The 15,819-nt window shown below is 43.7% G+C and carries 16 protein-coding genes; 12 read left to right on the top strand and 4 right to left on the bottom strand.

The window, feature by feature from the left end; translation table 11 throughout:
- Positions 1-26: 26 nt before the first annotated feature.
- From rplS to DOE51_RS19180, 3 genes are all read left to right on the top strand, one after another.
- A complete protein-coding gene (gene rplS, locus DOE51_RS09935; protein WP_142696411.1) occupies positions 27-446 on the top strand; it encodes a 50S ribosomal protein L19 in 420 nt (139 codons plus the stop codon).
- Between the two features lie 281 nt (positions 447-727).
- Positions 728-1,468: a ribonuclease HII gene (locus tag DOE51_RS09930; RefSeq protein WP_142696410.1), complete on the top strand. Its 741-nt coding sequence runs from the start codon at positions 728-730 to the stop codon at positions 1,466-1,468.
- Between the two features lie 46 nt (positions 1,469-1,514).
- Positions 1,515-1,799, top strand: coding sequence for a YraN family protein (locus DOE51_RS19180; protein WP_256373183.1), 285 nt, complete (start codon positions 1,515-1,517; stop codon positions 1,797-1,799).
- 1 nt (position 1,800) lies between these two features.
- On the opposite strand, the gene DOE51_RS09920 is transcribed toward DOE51_RS19180, so the two are convergent.
- The gene (locus DOE51_RS09920; RefSeq protein WP_142696408.1) at positions 1,801-4,215 is read right to left on the bottom strand and encodes an LPS-assembly protein LptD; all 2,415 of its coding nucleotides are present in this window, start codon (positions 4,213-4,215) and stop codon (positions 1,801-1,803) included.
- A gap of 136 nt (positions 4,216-4,351) precedes the next feature.
- Here DOE51_RS09920 and DOE51_RS09915 point away from each other — a divergent pair, with 136 nt between their 5' ends.
- A complete protein-coding gene (locus DOE51_RS09915; protein ID WP_142696407.1) occupies positions 4,352-4,681 on the top strand; it encodes an STAS domain-containing protein in 330 nt (109 codons plus the stop codon).
- On the opposite strand, the gene DOE51_RS09910 is transcribed toward DOE51_RS09915, so the two are convergent.
- Positions 4,678-5,817, bottom strand: coding sequence for a hypothetical protein (locus tag DOE51_RS09910; protein ID WP_142696406.1), 1,140 nt, complete (start codon positions 5,815-5,817; stop codon positions 4,678-4,680). The genes DOE51_RS09915 and DOE51_RS09910 overlap by 4 nt on opposite strands.
- A gap of 142 nt (positions 5,818-5,959) precedes the next feature.
- On the opposite strand from DOE51_RS09910, the gene DOE51_RS09905 reads away from it, so the two are divergent.
- Entirely contained in the window at positions 5,960-6,550 is a 591-nt protein-coding gene (locus DOE51_RS09905) for a hypothetical protein (protein ID WP_142696405.1), read from the top strand.
- A 94-nt stretch (positions 6,551-6,644) separates the two neighbouring features.
- Here the strand turns inward: DOE51_RS09905 and DOE51_RS09900 are convergent, their stop codons facing one another.
- A complete protein-coding gene (locus tag DOE51_RS09900; RefSeq protein ID WP_142696404.1) occupies positions 6,645-7,850 on the bottom strand; it encodes a vitamin K epoxide reductase family protein in 1,206 nt (401 codons plus the stop codon).
- Positions 7,851-7,934: 84 nt separating this feature from the next.
- Here DOE51_RS09900 and DOE51_RS09895 point away from each other — a divergent pair, with 84 nt between their 5' ends.
- Together DOE51_RS09895 and DOE51_RS09890 are read left to right on the top strand one after the other, a co-directional pair.
- Positions 7,935-9,584, top strand: a complete 1,650-nt coding sequence (locus tag DOE51_RS09895) for a ChaN family lipoprotein (protein ID WP_246845026.1) — start codon at positions 7,935-7,937, stop codon at positions 9,582-9,584.
- Positions 9,581-10,024, top strand: a complete 444-nt coding sequence (locus DOE51_RS09890) for a DUF4339 domain-containing protein (RefSeq protein ID WP_142696403.1) — start codon at positions 9,581-9,583, stop codon at positions 10,022-10,024. The genes DOE51_RS09895 and DOE51_RS09890 overlap by 4 nt, the downstream gene beginning before the upstream one ends.
- On the opposite strand, the gene DOE51_RS09885 is transcribed toward DOE51_RS09890, so the two are convergent.
- Complete coding sequence (locus DOE51_RS09885; protein WP_142696402.1) at positions 9,987-10,259, bottom strand: HU family DNA-binding protein; 273 nt, start codon at positions 10,257-10,259, stop codon at positions 9,987-9,989. The genes DOE51_RS09890 and DOE51_RS09885 overlap by 38 nt on opposite strands.
- A gap of 105 nt (positions 10,260-10,364) precedes the next feature.
- On the opposite strand from DOE51_RS09885, the gene DOE51_RS09880 reads away from it, so the two are divergent.
- The 5 genes from DOE51_RS09880 to pyk all read left to right on the top strand — a co-directional run bounded on the left by DOE51_RS09880 (position 10,365) and on the right by pyk (position 15,817).
- Positions 10,365-11,072 carry a hypothetical protein gene (locus DOE51_RS09880; protein ID WP_246845025.1) on the top strand — a complete coding sequence of 236 codons (708 nt, stop codon included), beginning with the start codon at positions 10,365-10,367 and terminating at the stop codon, positions 11,070-11,072.
- Between the two features lie 60 nt (positions 11,073-11,132).
- The gene (locus DOE51_RS09875; protein WP_142696401.1) at positions 11,133-11,813 is read left to right on the top strand and encodes a tol-pal system YbgF family protein; all 681 of its coding nucleotides are present in this window, start codon (positions 11,133-11,135) and stop codon (positions 11,811-11,813) included.
- Positions 11,813-12,550, top strand: coding sequence for a hypothetical protein (locus tag DOE51_RS09870; RefSeq protein ID WP_142696400.1), 738 nt, complete (start codon positions 11,813-11,815; stop codon positions 12,548-12,550). The genes DOE51_RS09875 and DOE51_RS09870 overlap by 1 nt, the downstream gene beginning before the upstream one ends.
- A gap of 97 nt (positions 12,551-12,647) precedes the next feature.
- Positions 12,648-14,324 (top strand): hypothetical protein, encoded by a 1,677-nt coding sequence (locus DOE51_RS09865; protein WP_142696399.1) that lies wholly within the window; start codon positions 12,648-12,650, stop codon positions 14,322-14,324.
- A gap of 5 nt (positions 14,325-14,329) precedes the next feature.
- A complete protein-coding gene (gene pyk, locus DOE51_RS09860; protein ID WP_142696398.1) occupies positions 14,330-15,817 on the top strand; it encodes a pyruvate kinase in 1,488 nt (495 codons plus the stop codon).
- Positions 15,818-15,819 lie beyond the last annotated feature (2 nt).

Genomic DNA, 15,819 nt, shown 5'->3' with positions numbered 1-15,819 from the left:
AAAAATTGAGCATAAGGGACTAAGCAATGGCTAAAGCTGCTAAAAAAACTGTGAAAACTAAATCTGAAGTTAAAGAAACTAACCTTGTTCGTCGTATCAGCGTAAAAGCGGCTAACAAAAACATCCCAGCTTTCAGCTCTGGCGATACAATCAACGTATTCGTTAAAGTTAAAGAGGGTGAAAAAGAACGTGTTCAGCTCTTCAAAGGTATCGTAACTAAAATCCAAGGTGCTGGCGCTGCTAAATCATTCACAGTTCGCAAAATCTCTGCGGGTGTTGGTGTTGAAAGAACTTTCCCGTTCAGCTCTCCAGCTTTGGACAAAGTTGAATTGGTTAACGTAGGTAAAGTACGTCGTTCTAAACTTTACTTCTTGCGCAACCTTTCTGGTAAAGCTGCTAAGATCGAATCTGAATTGGCTTCTGCTGCTACAGCAGCTGCTGAATAGTTTCAGTCTTATAAAATTGAATTTTAATAAAAAGGCTTGGTGTAAAAACCAGGCCTTTTTTATTTTCAGGATACGAGTGATTTCGCATTCGATGAGTCGAGTTCGTTCTTGTCGAGGCGAAATTATTTATGCGCCTTTGCAAATTCATGATCTGATACTTTCATTCGTGACTGACTGCTGAAGTTCCGTCTAAAAGAGATACATAAATTCCGTAAGAGCTGAGGGTAGACTTTTCTACTCCGGCGAAGCCGGAGTGTAGACCTGAGACGGAATTGTGAACAATGGCAGTAAAAACATCTCGTAAATCATCTGTGACTAAGACGGCGAACAAGGTCGCTGTCAAACCTGCAAAGAAATCACTTTCAAGCGCAGTCGCGAAGAAACCGATAAAGAAGCCAGCTAAAAAGAAACCGGAGCTTCCTAAAGTGGAATGGCGTGAATACTCTCCACATCCAATTATTGGTGTCGATGAAGTAGGGCGTGGATGCCTTGCGGGGCCTGTTTATGCGGCGGCCGTCATTTTCAAATCCGATGAACTTGCTGATCAAGTAACTGATTCAAAATTAATATCCGAAGAACGTCGTGAAGAGTTGGCAGAGCTGATTTGCAAACATCATCATGTGGGAATCGGTCATGCAACTGTTGAAGAGATCGATGAGCTTAATATTTTGCAGGCATCATTGCTTGCGATGAAAAGAGCTATCGAGGCTTTGAAAGTTTCAACAGGGCATGTGCTAGTAGATGGAAATCAAAAAATTCCAAACCTTGTTGGCTTCGAGCAAAGCACTTTAATCCAAGGCGATTTGCGTGCAGCACCTATCTCTGCAGCTTCCATTGTTGCGAAGGTGACGCGTGATCGTTTGATGAAGGAATTGGGAGCGCAATACCCAGCTTATGGCTTCGAACTTCACAAAGGCTACTCAACGCCGGTTCACAAAAACTCCATCGTCGAACACGGACCGTGCATCTGGCACAGAAAGTCCTTCGCCGGAGTTAAAGAATACCTTCCACAAGAAGAGTAAACTCTATTGGGCCCACTTTCGTGGGCTTGAATCTGAAAAGTCCGTTATCTTTCATTATAAAAAGAAAAACTGCGAATTGCTAAGACAGCGATTGAAAACTCCCTATGCGGAAGTTGATTTGTTGTTTCGTGCGCCCAGTGGAAATTTGATATTGGTTGAAGTGAAGACCTCGAACAGTGCTGATTTTTTACCTGCGCGAGTGAATCAGCGGCAATGGTCACGCCTTGCGCGAGCTGCGCAATTCTTAGCAGCTCGTTTTGATTGTCTGGTTGAATTTCATTGGGCGTTCGTGGATTCGAATTTCACAGTCACAGTTTTTGAAGAGCTGTGATCTAGAAACCGAATTGATCCAAGGCCTCTGGTTTAAGCGGCGGTTTTGGATTTCCGTCGAATGTGAATTCGAAGTTCAAGCGTGTGTTCGCCTCACCACCAGTAACTTGGTCTTGAATCAAAGTGATCAACCAACAATCGCCCGGTGGTTTGAATTGCGCGATGTAGGCCCACGACTTAACCGGCTTGCCGTTCACGGCTGCTTGCCAGTTGGAATCGTAAACCACCTGGCCCATCAAGTTCACGTAAGCAGAAACGAAGCCGGCAGCGAACGTATAATCTTCCGTACGGCTTGATTGTTGAACCGCTTGGCCTGGAGTGATTTTATATTGCTGAGTCAATCCCACCTGACCGAAAAGACCCATATCATCCATCACGCGTACACGAGATGAAATGTTCGTCACACCCTGATAAGGGAAGTAGTCGAAGATCGAATAAGTTTGGAAGTGTTTTAAACGCACATCCAAGATCGCCATCAAGTCAGACCACGGTTCGCGTGTGCTGTTGCTGCGATCTTTTTGTGAAACGTCGTAAGACTGCAAGAGCTTCAACGAGGCAATCTGTTGATATTCAGGACGATCGCCCACCCAGCGTTTTTCAGTGAGTTTGTTCGTCAAACCGAACGTCACAAGGTTGCGATCGTAAATACGGTCTTGATAGTCAAACTGCAAACCGTAAGGCGACGTTAAGTCACCGTCACTGATGCCATCACGTGAAGAGTAAGGAGCATCATTCAAGGGGCCTGTGCCAAAGAATGGATGATCTTTCTGCTGAATCCACGGAATGTTTGTGTACGTGACCTCGGGGATGATTTCGTGTTTATAGCGATCCGATTTTGGATTGATCGTATCGCCATAAATACCACTGAAGATCATACGGCTTGTCACTGAAGTACGAAGATAGCGACGAACGTAACTTTGTTCATCGCCCACGCTAAAGTTGTAGTGTGTTTCACGATAATTCAATGACGGTACGATGTCGAAGCCGTCAGTGATTTGGAATGGATAGTACACAGATGGACGGAAATCCAAGCGTTGACCAGTACGGATCAAGTCTTGATTGGGGTCGTACACGCCATCGTACACAGGATGACAGGCAGGATCGTCAGACCAGTTCGGCTTATTACAGTTATTGGTTTGATATTTAAGCGGTGACCCCGTGCTAGTCGCACCCGTCGTCATATTATCGTAAGCATTTCCTGCACGAGTGAAGTTGACGTAGTCCAAGTCCCAGAAATAAATGAAGTTGCTATCGCCAATACTTTTTTGAGTGGCTGAATAGCGAAGTTCAGGAGCTCTGTGAACAGCGTCGTCATTTCCAGCGCGTGGATCTGATTGCAACATGTTGACGTAATAGGACGTATCCAAACTCATGTGACTGTCTTTGGTATTCTTTGTCACAGAGATGCGATTTTCCATCGCCGGGTCACCGTAGTTTTCAGTCTCAAAAGGGAAATCTTTTGGATATTGAAGGTCACTTGCCAGGTTGACTTGTGCGCGCGCGACAACGTCGTCAGGCATTTCATAATAATGCTGATAGCGCACGAACCAACGCTCAAGAGAACTGCCCTTGTCGGCGGGACTGCGGAAACGATTCAAACGTTCATCATCACCGAAGGCCTTATCGTCTAATAAAGCCGTATTTAAAATACCTTCGCTTTGCTCATTCAGCATGTAGCGATATTCCGCCAAACCTTTTAAGCCCCTGTGTTCGTAGTTTTTTGCGGTCAGGGTGGCGTCGCTGCTGCGATTGATCGCCCAGAAGTAAGGTTGAATGAATGTGAAACCGCCGGTGTCGGATTGTTCGAAGCCGGGTGTTAATAGCCCTGACTGGCGATCACTCTTTAGTGGAACAACTAAGTAGGGGAGCCAGAAGACCGGAACATCGCTGATGCGCAGGACAGCGCTTTTGATGTAAGCATAGCCACCCATTTCAGCGCGTACCGAACTTCCTGAAAAACTCCATGTCGATGGACAGTTTGTACAAGCCGTGTAATCAGCGGTTGAAACGATGAATTCTGATTCGCCGATTTTTTCTAAGCGATCACCACTAAAGCGCACAAGGCCTGCTTGCACATAACCGTTGTAGATAATGCCGGTGTTGCTTTCGTAATCAAGAGTAACTTGGTCACCTTTAATGGAGTTTTTTTGATCGACGATCTCAACGTGACCCTGAAGTTCTGCGCGTTTTGTGCGCAAGTAAACTTTGGCGCGATCGGCTTTGATGTGTTGACCTTGATAGACAATTTGCACGTTGCCTTCGAGTTCAACAGTTTCTTTTTCAGAATCGCGGAACATATCGTCAGCATTGATCAAAATGCCCTGGATTTTGGCTACGGGCTGTGAGTCCTGCGCAAAAGTCAGCGATGTCGCAAGCGACAGAAGTAGAAATACTAAGATGGTCCAGCGTTGAAGCACGGGATAAGTCTAGGAAGAGGTTGGTCGTTTGTCGAGCTAGAAATTGAAGATTTTCTGGCCTCTTTTTGGACTCTAAAAGTGACAGTTAAAGACCGTTAAGGAATAGCACGTCATTTTTTATCTAACGAGGTCTTTCATGGAAGTAAAAATCTTGCTTGATGGCGATATCGCCGTTGTGTCATTGAGTGGTCGTATTGAAATCGAGAAAACGCAATCGTTCAAGCAAGCTTGCTTGTCTAACTTCAAGAATAAAAAAATCGTATTTTGCATGAAGAATTTAAACTTTGTCGGTTCTTCAGGCATTCAATCGTTCTTCGGTGTATTGAACGATCTTAACGCGAACAACAAAATGAACGCGAAAATCGCGGGTTTGAACCCGGATTTCCAACGTCTTTTCAGTTTTACAGAGTGTAAAAATCTAGAAGTCCACGAAAGTGTGGAAAATGCACTACTCAGCTTCGTTTAAGGCTGAGTAGTTCCTCTTAATTCATTCAATTTCTGACTGAGCTCAAGGTTTAAGCGCTCCAAAGCGGATGCAGCGACCTTGAGTTTTTCATTTTCTTCGTTCTTCGCAGTCCACATGTAACGCAGGCTTTCAAGCTGCTCAATAAACTGGCGATTTTCGCGCTCTAAAGTTTGGATGCGTTCTTGATCTTCAACCACGCGGATCTGTAGATCTGCATGTTCAACGCCCAATTTTTGATTCTGACGAATCAATTCGCTTTGGCGTTCTTGAAGGCGTTCAATTTCGGCATCCAAGCGCTCTTTCATATCTTCTTTGCTTCTACGCAAAGTCACAAGTTCATTTTCAAGCGCATCTTGGCGTTCAAGTGCTGTATGAAGCTTCAAAGTTTTCACTTCAAGATCTTCTTGAGCTTGATGAAGTACTTGAAGTTCTTTGCTCATGCTCTGGATTTGATCCTCATAGAATTGAATCATTTCTTGAGCTTTTTTCTCTGACGCTTCCACTTGGTAACGAGAATTCTTCGTCACTTCAATGATTTGATGACGAATGTCACGCAACTGCGCTTCTTTGCGAGCTAAATCTGTTTCCAGATCTTGCAGTTTTAAATCTTGAGTGTGTGAATACTCTTTCAGTTGCGTGATGTAAGGCTTCACCTGAGTTTTGATACGATCATGATATTTTTCATGGCGGATCAAATCTGCTGTCATTGTGCGTACGCGTTCTTGAAGAGCACGCAATTTCTCAGTTTGAATTTCTTTTTCGCGTTCAACTTGATCGAATTTTTGTTTCCAAAGATTGTCTTTTTCTCTCCATACCAAAATTTGGTCTGTGATTGAAGACTGAGCCAGGCGAGCTTTGTTCGTCTCTTCGCTCATTTTTTGGTTTTCGGTTTCAAGAAGTGAAAGACGGCGTAAAGCCACTTTCAATCGCGCCATAAGGTCTTCATTCTGTGAAATAAGGTTTTCGACAGTTGAAGATTTTAAAATTTCCTTTGGCAAATGACTGAGATCTGCACGCTTCGGCATCTCATCAGGCAATGGGATTTGCCCCACAGCCGGGATGACCGGGCGGGCTTCCTGTTCAGGTTCAAAATCTAATAGTCCAAGTCTTGCGCTTTGAAAAGTTTCGGTGTCCATAGCCCTCCTCCATGAAGTCTAGGTCGCCATTTAGTCTTTATCATCTCAGGACGAGACGTTGGTCGTCAAACTATGGGCTGGAAAGCTAGACCAAGATCTATGTACTTAATGAATTCGCTGAATAGGCCGAAACGTATTTGGTATGGCAGTTCCAGCTTTAAAAGAAGCATCAGCAGCAATAGAAGAAGCAAAGAAAAAGGAAGAATCAGCCTTTTTCGATGTGGGTGTAGATCGCTCAGAAATGGGGCGACCTGAATCGTTGCGCTATAGCATTCTGACGTGGGTTCTTGAAGAGCGCTATGACAGAGCCATTGAAGAGTTGAAAGACTTTTTGGATAAGCCGTCCGAGTATCCTAATTTCAAAAACAAGGTGACTCGTTATATTCATCACTCGATTGATTTGATTTATGCGATCAAAGCAAAGCGTAGTTTTCCAGGTATTAACTCTTTGACTCGCGCCAAGCAGCAAGAGCTTCGTGAAAAGTTTAAAGAGCACTATAAAGAGCTGCAATATATCCTTAAAGTTGTTGAGAAAATTCAAGGTGATTTGCGTGTGGCTGACGTGCGTTCGACGATCTATGTTGTGCGCGCTTTGTGGCTTGCGACAGTGGGTATTATTATCTTGGGTTTCTGGTTGGATATCGTCAATGGCCTGATGAAAACAAGTATCGTTGTTTTCGATGATGGCTTTGGGAAACTGGCGAATTGGCTGGCAGAGCGAATCGGTTTTTAAACTAAGACTTTCAATTTAAAATAAAAAGCGGAGTAATAACTCCGCTTTTTTTGTTTTCAGCTATCTGAGTTCCGACTTTGTCGGAGCAGGGGGGCTATTTCTTCAAAGATTTGTAAGCAGCATCTAGAACTGGAAGTAGTTGGCCGCCGCTAAGAAGTTTGTTGTTAACAAATACAGTTGGCGTACCACCAATTTGAGCCGTTGCACCTTCGTTGGCCATTTTCACAACCAAAGCGCGAACATCTGGGCCTTCAACGCATTTTTTCAAATCGTCTTTTGGAATTCCAACCACTGGAGCAACTGATTCTAAGTTTTTATCCAAGCTGTTGGCTTGAATGATATCCATTTGGTTATCAAAGAAATAGTTGTGTGCTTTCCAGCCTGTTTTGTTGATTTGCTCAGAGCACATAACAGCAAATGCCAAGCCGCAAGAGATGCCATCGCCGCCGCCTTTGATCGCATCGTTGCAAGTGCCATCAAGAGGGAACGGCTTAAAGATCAATTTAACATCAGGATGACTTTGTGTGAAGGCGTGCAAGCTTGGAGCTGCGTGTTTGCAGTGTGGGCAGCGGAAGTCGGCGAATTCCACGATTGTCATCACCGGTTCTGTTTTACCAACTTGAAGTTGAAGGCCTGCTGCTGGATCGAAATTTTGCGCCGGAGCTGCTTGCCAGTAAGTCACTTTTTCGTTTGCGATTTTTTCGATATCGCTTAAGCCATGGCTTTCTAGATACATAAGGTTGCCGATGAAGGCCAATACGGGGATCGCAATGAATGCACCCAAAGCCCAACGATCCGTCACGAACATGTCTTTAATATCGTCAGAGATGTTTTTTGTGCTTAAATTTTCAGCGCCAAGGTAAATGCAGATGAAACCTAAGATTGATAGAACATAGGCCGAGATACAGAAGATGCACAGGTTGCTCATCTTAGTGACTGAAATCACGCCCATCACGATGGAAGCGATCACAGTAATTAATGAGATTAAGAAAGCATAGCGGCTTGTTTTAGCGCGATCTTGCACCAAGTTGTAGCGAGTTACGAATAGGAAGAACAACAGAATCAGATTCGTCGCAGCTCCCCAAAGTGCCATAGGAATACCCAAGAAGGCTGAGTATTTGCTGGCAGTCACAGCGTCACAGTTAAGGACTTCGTTGATGTTACAGACGGATTCACCCTCTGCAAGGCCGAACTTCACACCATAAAAGTGTTGAGTTAGGTAAGTATGAACGCCGATGGCGACAAGGGTGAAGATAAGAGCCAGAAGTAGGAACTTGTTTTTGTTGCCTGTATTTTTCATGACCTTATTCAATCTTAGAATGTCGCTTGAAATCAATATAATTTATGTAAATATGAATACTTCGACCACCTCAAGGATGAGAGTTTGAGCGACTTAGAAAAATGGATCCGCATTCGTAAAGACCTATACCTGCAAATGCAAAAGCAGGTTCGCCATCGTTTGGGGGAGGACACCCCTGAATTGATGCGTTATCATAAGGTCTATGACCAAGAGTTCTCGAAAAAGTGGCAGGCCGCGACGAAAGAAGATCTGTGGTCGCAAATTCAGAATTCTCAGATAGTTCTCATTGGAGATTTCCACGCCCTTCATCAGTCGCAAAAAGCCCAGGTCCGTATCTTAAGAGCGCTGCCTCCGGGGCGACCGGTATCGTTGGCGGTGGAATTCTTCGAGGCGGCCGATCAAGAAAAGATCGATAAGTACTTAGCCGGGCGACTTTCTGAAAAAGAGTTTTTAAAGGGCGTACAGTGGCAAACGCGTTGGGGTTTTCCCTGGGAACACTATCGTCCCTTAATGCGCTGGGCTCAAAAAAACAAAGTCCGCGTGTATGGCATTAACAAAAGCTATAAGAAGCGTAATGCCACAACTTTAAAATCACGTGACGTCTTTGCGGGCAAAAAAGTTGCGGAAATTGTTAAAGCGAATCCGGAGCATCTGGTTTTTGTGATTTACGGAGATCTGCATTTAGCGGGTGCCCATATTCCACAAGAGATCGTGAATTGTTTAGGCAAACCGAGCGCTAAAAAAATTCTACGCATTTTTCAGAATGCGGAAAAAATCTATTTCCAATTGTTAAAACAAGATTTGGAAGCAACAACGGATTTAGTTCGGTTGTCGCAAAATACGTTCTGCTTGATGAGCGTTCCGCCGTGGGTGAAGTGGCAAAACTACTTGATGTATCTTGAGCAGACTTATGATCGCGTTTTGTTTGAAAGCGAAGATGATGACGATTGGGATGATGACGACGAGGAAGAAGAACTCGATTATTCCGACCACGTCGGTCGTTATGTGCAAATTATTTCTGAAGAATTAGGGCAACCTGTTTCGACGGCAAATTTGTCGGTTTATACCGCACATGATTCTGCATTCTGGGTGCAGGCCCGTGAAAAATACGATGCGAAGAAATTGAAATGGATTGAGGCTTTGATTGCCGATGAAGTTTCTTTTTATTTGCCGGAAATTGAAGCGGCTTATCTGGCGCGTGCTTCGGTGAACCATGCTGCGACCTTGGCGATGCAATTCGTGCATGCGCAGCTTGCGGGTCGTAAACTGCTTTTCACCGATATGCCGAAAGATTTTCTGCGTTTGATTTGGATTGAAGCCATTTCGTATTTTGGCTCTAAGATCATCAATCATAAACGTAAAACTGATACGATTGCCGACATCAAAGCGACCCTGGCTTCGCGGGGTCCTAATGATATGGGTAAAGAATCATTGCAGCTTGCCCTTGCGCAGAAGATGCATGAATTGATGGTTATCACCGGTGTGCCGAAACATCGCTTGCAGGCGCAGCCTCGTAAAAAATGGAGCTTCGTTATTGCCGCACGTCTTTTGGGTGGCATGATGGGGGAGCGCTTGTTTGCCGGATATCATGATAACTTAGTTAGTACGAAAAATATCTTAAGCTTTTTAAAGAAGCCTTTAGATAATGAAAATTTCGAAGTAGCTTATTATTCATTCTTAGAAGTGATCGAATCACTTCCAGCACCATTTCACAGTAAGAAAGAAAAACTATGAGCAACAAATGGTATTGCAGTCAGAATTTAAAACCTCAAGGCCCGTTTTCGATGGAAGAAATGCGTGGCAAAATTCATCGCGGTGAAATCGGTCCACAGGATTTGATCTGCGGTGATGATGATAAATGGATGCCGGCGATAGAGTGGGGCGTATTTGAGTTTCAATTATTCCCAGCCACTCAAGGAGTCGTGCAGGGGGCAGAGTTTGATCTGTATACGCGTGAGTGGGTTTTACTTAAAGGACAAGGTGAAGGTGGTAAAGCGCTTCAAGAAGGGCCGTTTGCCATTGAAGAGTTGCGCGAAGGATTGATCGCGGGAACAGTGTCACCATATCAGTATGTTTGGAAAACAGGATTGAGCGGTTGGTGTCAGTTGAAAGACCGCCCTGAATTTGCACCTGTGATTAGTTCAGAGCGTCTTTCAGATCCTTCCCCGGTTTAAAACGAGGAATATGGGCGCTAGGAATTTTAACAGTTTCACCTGTTTTAGGATTGCGCCCCTGACGCGGTTTACGAGTCGTGCGAGAAAATGTGCCGAAGCCTACAAGTTTAACTTCGTCGCCTTTTTTTAAAGCTTCTTGAATCGCTTTAAGAGTGGCATCGAGAATTTGTTCCGATTGTGATTTTGTGGATTTAGTTTTTTCCGCGACAATTTCAATCAGCTGAGCTTTGTTCATTTGCGATCCTTCGGTGCCAGGAAGCAAAAATTAAATTTTGCCCTAAAAATGGTCAAGTTAAATAAAATGAAATAGTCTTTAAGTCTTGAAATGATGGAGGCGGTCATGATGAATTTCTTCTTGTCTTTGATAATTTCTTTTTCTTTCGCACAAGCGTTCGCACAGGAAAAAACCTCTGCGATTCTGTACGATTTGAAATCAAATCAAACAAAAAAGTTATTCACACTAACCATTGAAACGACAGATGCAGCAGATGGAACACATTCGAAAACATCGTATCAAGATCTTAATGGCAAAGTGGTTGTGCAAGAAACAGGTTTAGCTCAAGGTGATGAACTAAAAGATTATACTTTGGAGCGTCCGCAGACCGAAGAAAAAGGTCATATCTTCACTCGCGATGGTAAAGTCTATTTCGAGTACGAAGGTCCTGGTGGTAAGAAAAAATCTGCGAATGAAAAAATCGACGGTCAGATTTTAACGCCAGCAAATTTCACGGCTTTTGTTCGAAAAAATTGGGACAGCTTTAACGCGGGGAAAGCTATTCCTGTGCGCTACGCGGTTTGGGATCGCCAAGAAACCGTAGGTTTTACTTTAACTAAAGTCGGCGATGCAGAGATTAAAGGGCAAAAAGCTATCGAGCTGCGCATGAAGCCTACAAGTTTTGTGATTGCCGCTATCGTTGATCCCATTCATCTGTGGTATCGCGTGAGTGATAAGAAATTGATGATCATGAAGGGTCGAGTGCAACCGCGCCAAGATGTCGATGGGAAGTTGAAGCAGCTCGATGCCGAAACGGTCTATACCTTAGACTAGAGTCACAGTCTCAAATTAAGACAGTCTCAATATTTATCGGTTTTTACCGATAAGTGAGGCATGAAAAACCAAAACGCATTGTTTGTGATTTTTTGCCTCTGCCTAACGATTGGTTTGTTAGGTGTTTATAACGTATTCACAGGCTATTTTAATGGCCATCAAGAATACGAAATGCGCATCAGTGCCTTGCAAAAGCAGGTGTCTGAAGAACGCTTTAGCAATTCTGTATTGTCTTATCAATTGAAGGACTTCCAGCAGGCTGTTGCGCAGGTCCTTCCAGAAAATAAAAAACTTCAAGCTAAGTACGAAGCGAAGAATTTCGCTTCGTCGATCAGAACTCCGGCAAGCGATGAAGGTATCGATTTGTCTGCGGTTTATTTTGAAAAAGGTAAGAAGTTTTTCCAGTCACAAAACTATGAAAAAGCGATCCGTCAGTTTAATGAGATGGTCGAAAAATACCCGTTGTCTAAACACAATGTGGAAGCTCGCTTCTTTGTGGCAGAAAGCTATTTCTTAAAGAAAGACTATAAATCTTGTTTGTCAGAGATCGACACCATGGTGTCGCAATATCCAGACAACGATCTGACGGGTTTTATCCTTTTAAGAATGGGTCAAATCAGCGAAGCCAACAATCAAGTTGAAGAAGCTTCCGAAGTTTACAATGCCGTTCTTAAAAACTTCAAAAACGAAACTCTGAAACAACAAGCTAAGAAATTAGCGCAGAATGTAGAGTACAAATAATGAAGAAGTTCTTTCGAGTTCTGATCTTCATTATGGCATTTCAGATGGAAGTTCGAGTCAGAGCTTCCGGCGACGTCATGCAACAGCCGACGGCATGTTTGAAATCCAAAGAAAGCTGCACAATTCATGTCACGGGTCCGGTGTTTCACTTGGAACGTGGTGATTTTAAAATGCATGCTTCAGAAGATTCGACTTTGATGCGTGCTTCAGCTCAGCAATGGCGCCTGATGAAGGGCACTGTATGGATGGAAGAAGCAAATAACGTTGAAGTTGAAACGGTCTATGCGACAGTGAAAGCGACTCATGGCCAATACTGGGTGTTGGATCAGGGCGACAAAATCACAATTCGCAATATTGATGCGGAACTTGAAGTGACTTTACGTGATGGTAAAAAACTTGAAGTGCCATCGGGCTTTGAATTTTGGGTCGCTGGTTTTAATTCTAAGAATCAAAATGAATATGGCATGATTCGTCCGATCGATATGAAAGAGCATTTGCCGGTGTGGAATGCTCTTTATAAAGGATCGAAGGAAAATTTCGTCAAAGAAGTCAAAGATCTTAAGGAAAACTGGGGCGACATGGCTGAAAAGAGCGCCGCCGTTTATAAAGTCACGACAGAGCGCAAACTTGCTGCAGTGGCTGAAGCCGAGCGCAAAGAGGCCGCAAAAAAGCGTTTGGACGAACAAAAACGCCAAGAACTTAAGAGTCTCTACTTTCAACGCACATTCGAACGCTAAACTAAAGTCTTGTTTTTTGTGATTTCGCAAAGGGAAGGCCAAGTCTGGTTTTCTCTCGGGCTATTGCTTATGTTAAGCTGAGGTCTGGGAGGATAGGATGTCTTCTATTTCATCATCAGATAGATCTCGTCAAGATGACAGGGTCAGACAAACTCGCGAAGAATACGAAAATCGTGAGAGTGAAAATACCAAGCGCCGTAGCGAGGAATTAAAACGACTCGAGTCTCGCCATCACGAAGAAATCAAGAATATTACTGATGAATATGAAAATCGTATTGCGGAACTTAAAGATCGCAATCGCGAGACGTTGACGAACAAAGACTTCGAAAACAATCGTAAGATTGATGAAGTTCGCGAAACGTATCGCAATTCTTTACGCAATAAGATGGAAGAAGCTTACGATCAACGTGAAGCCCAAAAATCGGCTTACGAATCGACTCTTGAAAAGCAAAAGCAAATCAATGAATCACAGAAACAGAATCTCGTCGGACAAATGAACGATGAGGTGAGTTCACGTGATGACCGTTTCAATACAGCTATTGAAGCAAATCGTAAAAAAGCCCAAGAATCTGTACAAAGCAACACGCGTAAGCTTAATGAAGCTCACGAAAAAGAAGTGACTGCGATGCGCCGTTCGAGTGAAGACCAAATGGCTGCTAAAAATCGCGCGACGGATGAAATGCGCAAATCTTATGAAGGTCGTTTGAAAAACAGCGAACGCATGAGAGAAGCCGACAATGCACGTTGGTCGCAGAAATACTCTGATACAGTGAAAAATAGCGCTGAAGAATACGCTGACAATTTAGATATTAAGCAACAATTGCTTGATCAGGAACGCGGTTCTTTACGTGATAAATACGATAATAAATTAGAAGCAAAGACTGAAGCATTGGATCGGCAGAATGAAGAGTTCCGTGATTCAGTCAATGAGCGAGTGAATGGTCAAATTCGTTCTCGTGATAGCAAAATTCAGCGTTTAAGTTCAAAACTGAACAATGAAATGTCGAAGAATGAGCGTTTGCGTGGCATCGAAAGAAAAAATCTAACGAATGCTTACGAAAAGCGCATGGCTCAATTGAATGAGCAGCGTGACGACGCTATCGATCGCATGAAGGAACTGAATGACGGCCGTATTTCTGATATCAACGATCGTACGCAAAAGCTTTTGCAGAACGCGGACCGTGAGGCTAAGTCGAACTCAACGATCACGAATCTTCGTCATCGCGAAGAACGCGAAACGATGCAACAGCAACACAAAGATCAATTAGAGCAAGTGAATAACAACGCGGAAAGCCGTGTTCGTAAGATGGCAGATCTTACCAATAAAAACCAAAAGGTCTTAGGTAAGTATTACGCCGATTCTCTAGATCAGATGGAAGCGAACTATACGGAACGCATGGACGGCCAGCGTGAAAAGACAACGGCAGATCAGACGGCTCTTAATAAGGTCATGACAGAGCGTTTTCGCGGTATGGAAGCAAATTTCAATTCGCGCCTGGAACAAACTGTAAAGTCTTATGAGGACAAACTTGCGGCTCTTAAAGAGAATCAAGATCGCGAATTGAAACGTGTTGAGAATATGTATTCTCAACGCTTGGATGAGCGCGAGAAGTCAGCAAAGAGTGAAAAACAGTCTGTAGAGATGAAGTATGAAGCTCGTTTGGCTCAGCTCAACGAGTCGCATCAAGATCAACTTGATAGAATGAATAGACGCCACCAAGAGGATATGCAAAACTTATCTACGAAGTTAAGTTCATACTCTAGGAAGGCATAGTTCAGATGTTAGCAGATCGACGCGCAAAAATTGTAGCCACAATTGGCCCGGCGACTCGTGATGAAAAAAACCTGGAAAAAGCAATTAAGGCGGGCATGAACGTGGCTCGCCTTAATTTTTCTCACGGAAGCCATGAAGACCACTTGAAAGTGGTTCACTCTTTAAGAAAATTATCGAAAGAACTTCGCGCTCCAGTCGCGATTCTTCAAGACCTTCAAGGACCGAAAGTTCGTGTAGGTAAATTCGAAAACGGTTCTATTGAAATCAAACCTGGTGAAAAACTTGTTGTTACAACAGCAAAAGTTTTAGGTAAGCCGGGGCTTATTCCTTCTGACTTTAAAGAACTTCCATTGGCCTGTGTGCCTGGCACAAGAATCCTTTTGGATGACGGCTTGATGGAAATCAAAGTTCTTCAAGTTCGTGGTGAAGAGCTTGATGTTGAAGTTATTTACGGTGGTATTTTGAAAGACCGTAAAGGTATGAATCTTCCGGGTGTAAATCTTCCGGTTGATTGTATGACTGAAAAAGACTTGGAAGACCTTGAATTTGGTATCGCCAATAAAGTCGACTACATCGCTTTAAGTTTCGTTCGTCATGCTCGTGACATTCGTAAACTTCGCGAAATTCTTGAAGAGCGTAAATCCAACGCCAAAATTATCGCGAAGATCGAAATGATTGAAGCGATTGAAAACTTGGAAGAGATTTGCCGTTTAAGTGACGCCGTGATGGTTGCACGCGGTGATTTGGCTGTTGAAGTCGGTCAAAGCCGTCTACCAGGTTTCCAGAAACGTATTATTTCGGTCTGTAACCAATTGGGTCGCCCAGTGATCACAGCAACACAAATGCTTGATAGCATGGTTGAAAATCCGCGCCCAACTCGCGCCGAAATTACGGACGTAGCGAATGCCGTTTTAGATGGTACTGATGCTTTGATGCTTTCAGCAGAGTCTGCAAGTGGTAAGCATCCATTCAAGTGTATTCGTACGATGCATGAAATTATCTGCGAAGTAGAAAACAATGAAGAAAAATACTACAAGCTTTCATTGGAAAACGAATTCTTGAGCGCGCCAGCTGCGATTGCGGCAAGTGCTTCATTAAGTGCGTTGAAGTTAAATGCGACAGCGATTATTTGTCTGACGACTTCAGGTAAGACTGCGAATATCATTTCTGGCTTCAGACCACGTGCACGAATTATTTCAGTAACTCAGCATATGGATGTTTTGAATCAGATGGAGCTTGCGTGGGGTATTCAAACTCACGTGATTAAATCGTACAAAACGATGGAAGATATCCTGACTCAAGTTGATCAATTGTTGGTGACTCACGGTCTTGCAAAAACAGGTGATCGTGTGATTCTGACATTAGGTCAGCCGATTGCTCAGGGTGCAAAAACGAATTCTATCTATGTGCATACAGTGGGTGGTGAATCGTATAGCAAGCTTCCGGATGAGCAGTTGCCTTTGCGCTGCCAGATGGACCCACCGATAGAATAAAT

Source organism: Bdellovibrio sp. NC01 (genome assembly GCF_006874625.1).
Taxonomy (GTDB): domain Bacteria; phylum Bdellovibrionota; class Bdellovibrionia; order Bdellovibrionales; family Bdellovibrionaceae; genus Bdellovibrio.
Note: the sequence above shows the minus strand (reverse complement) of the source record. Positions and strands in the feature narration are given on the sequence as shown.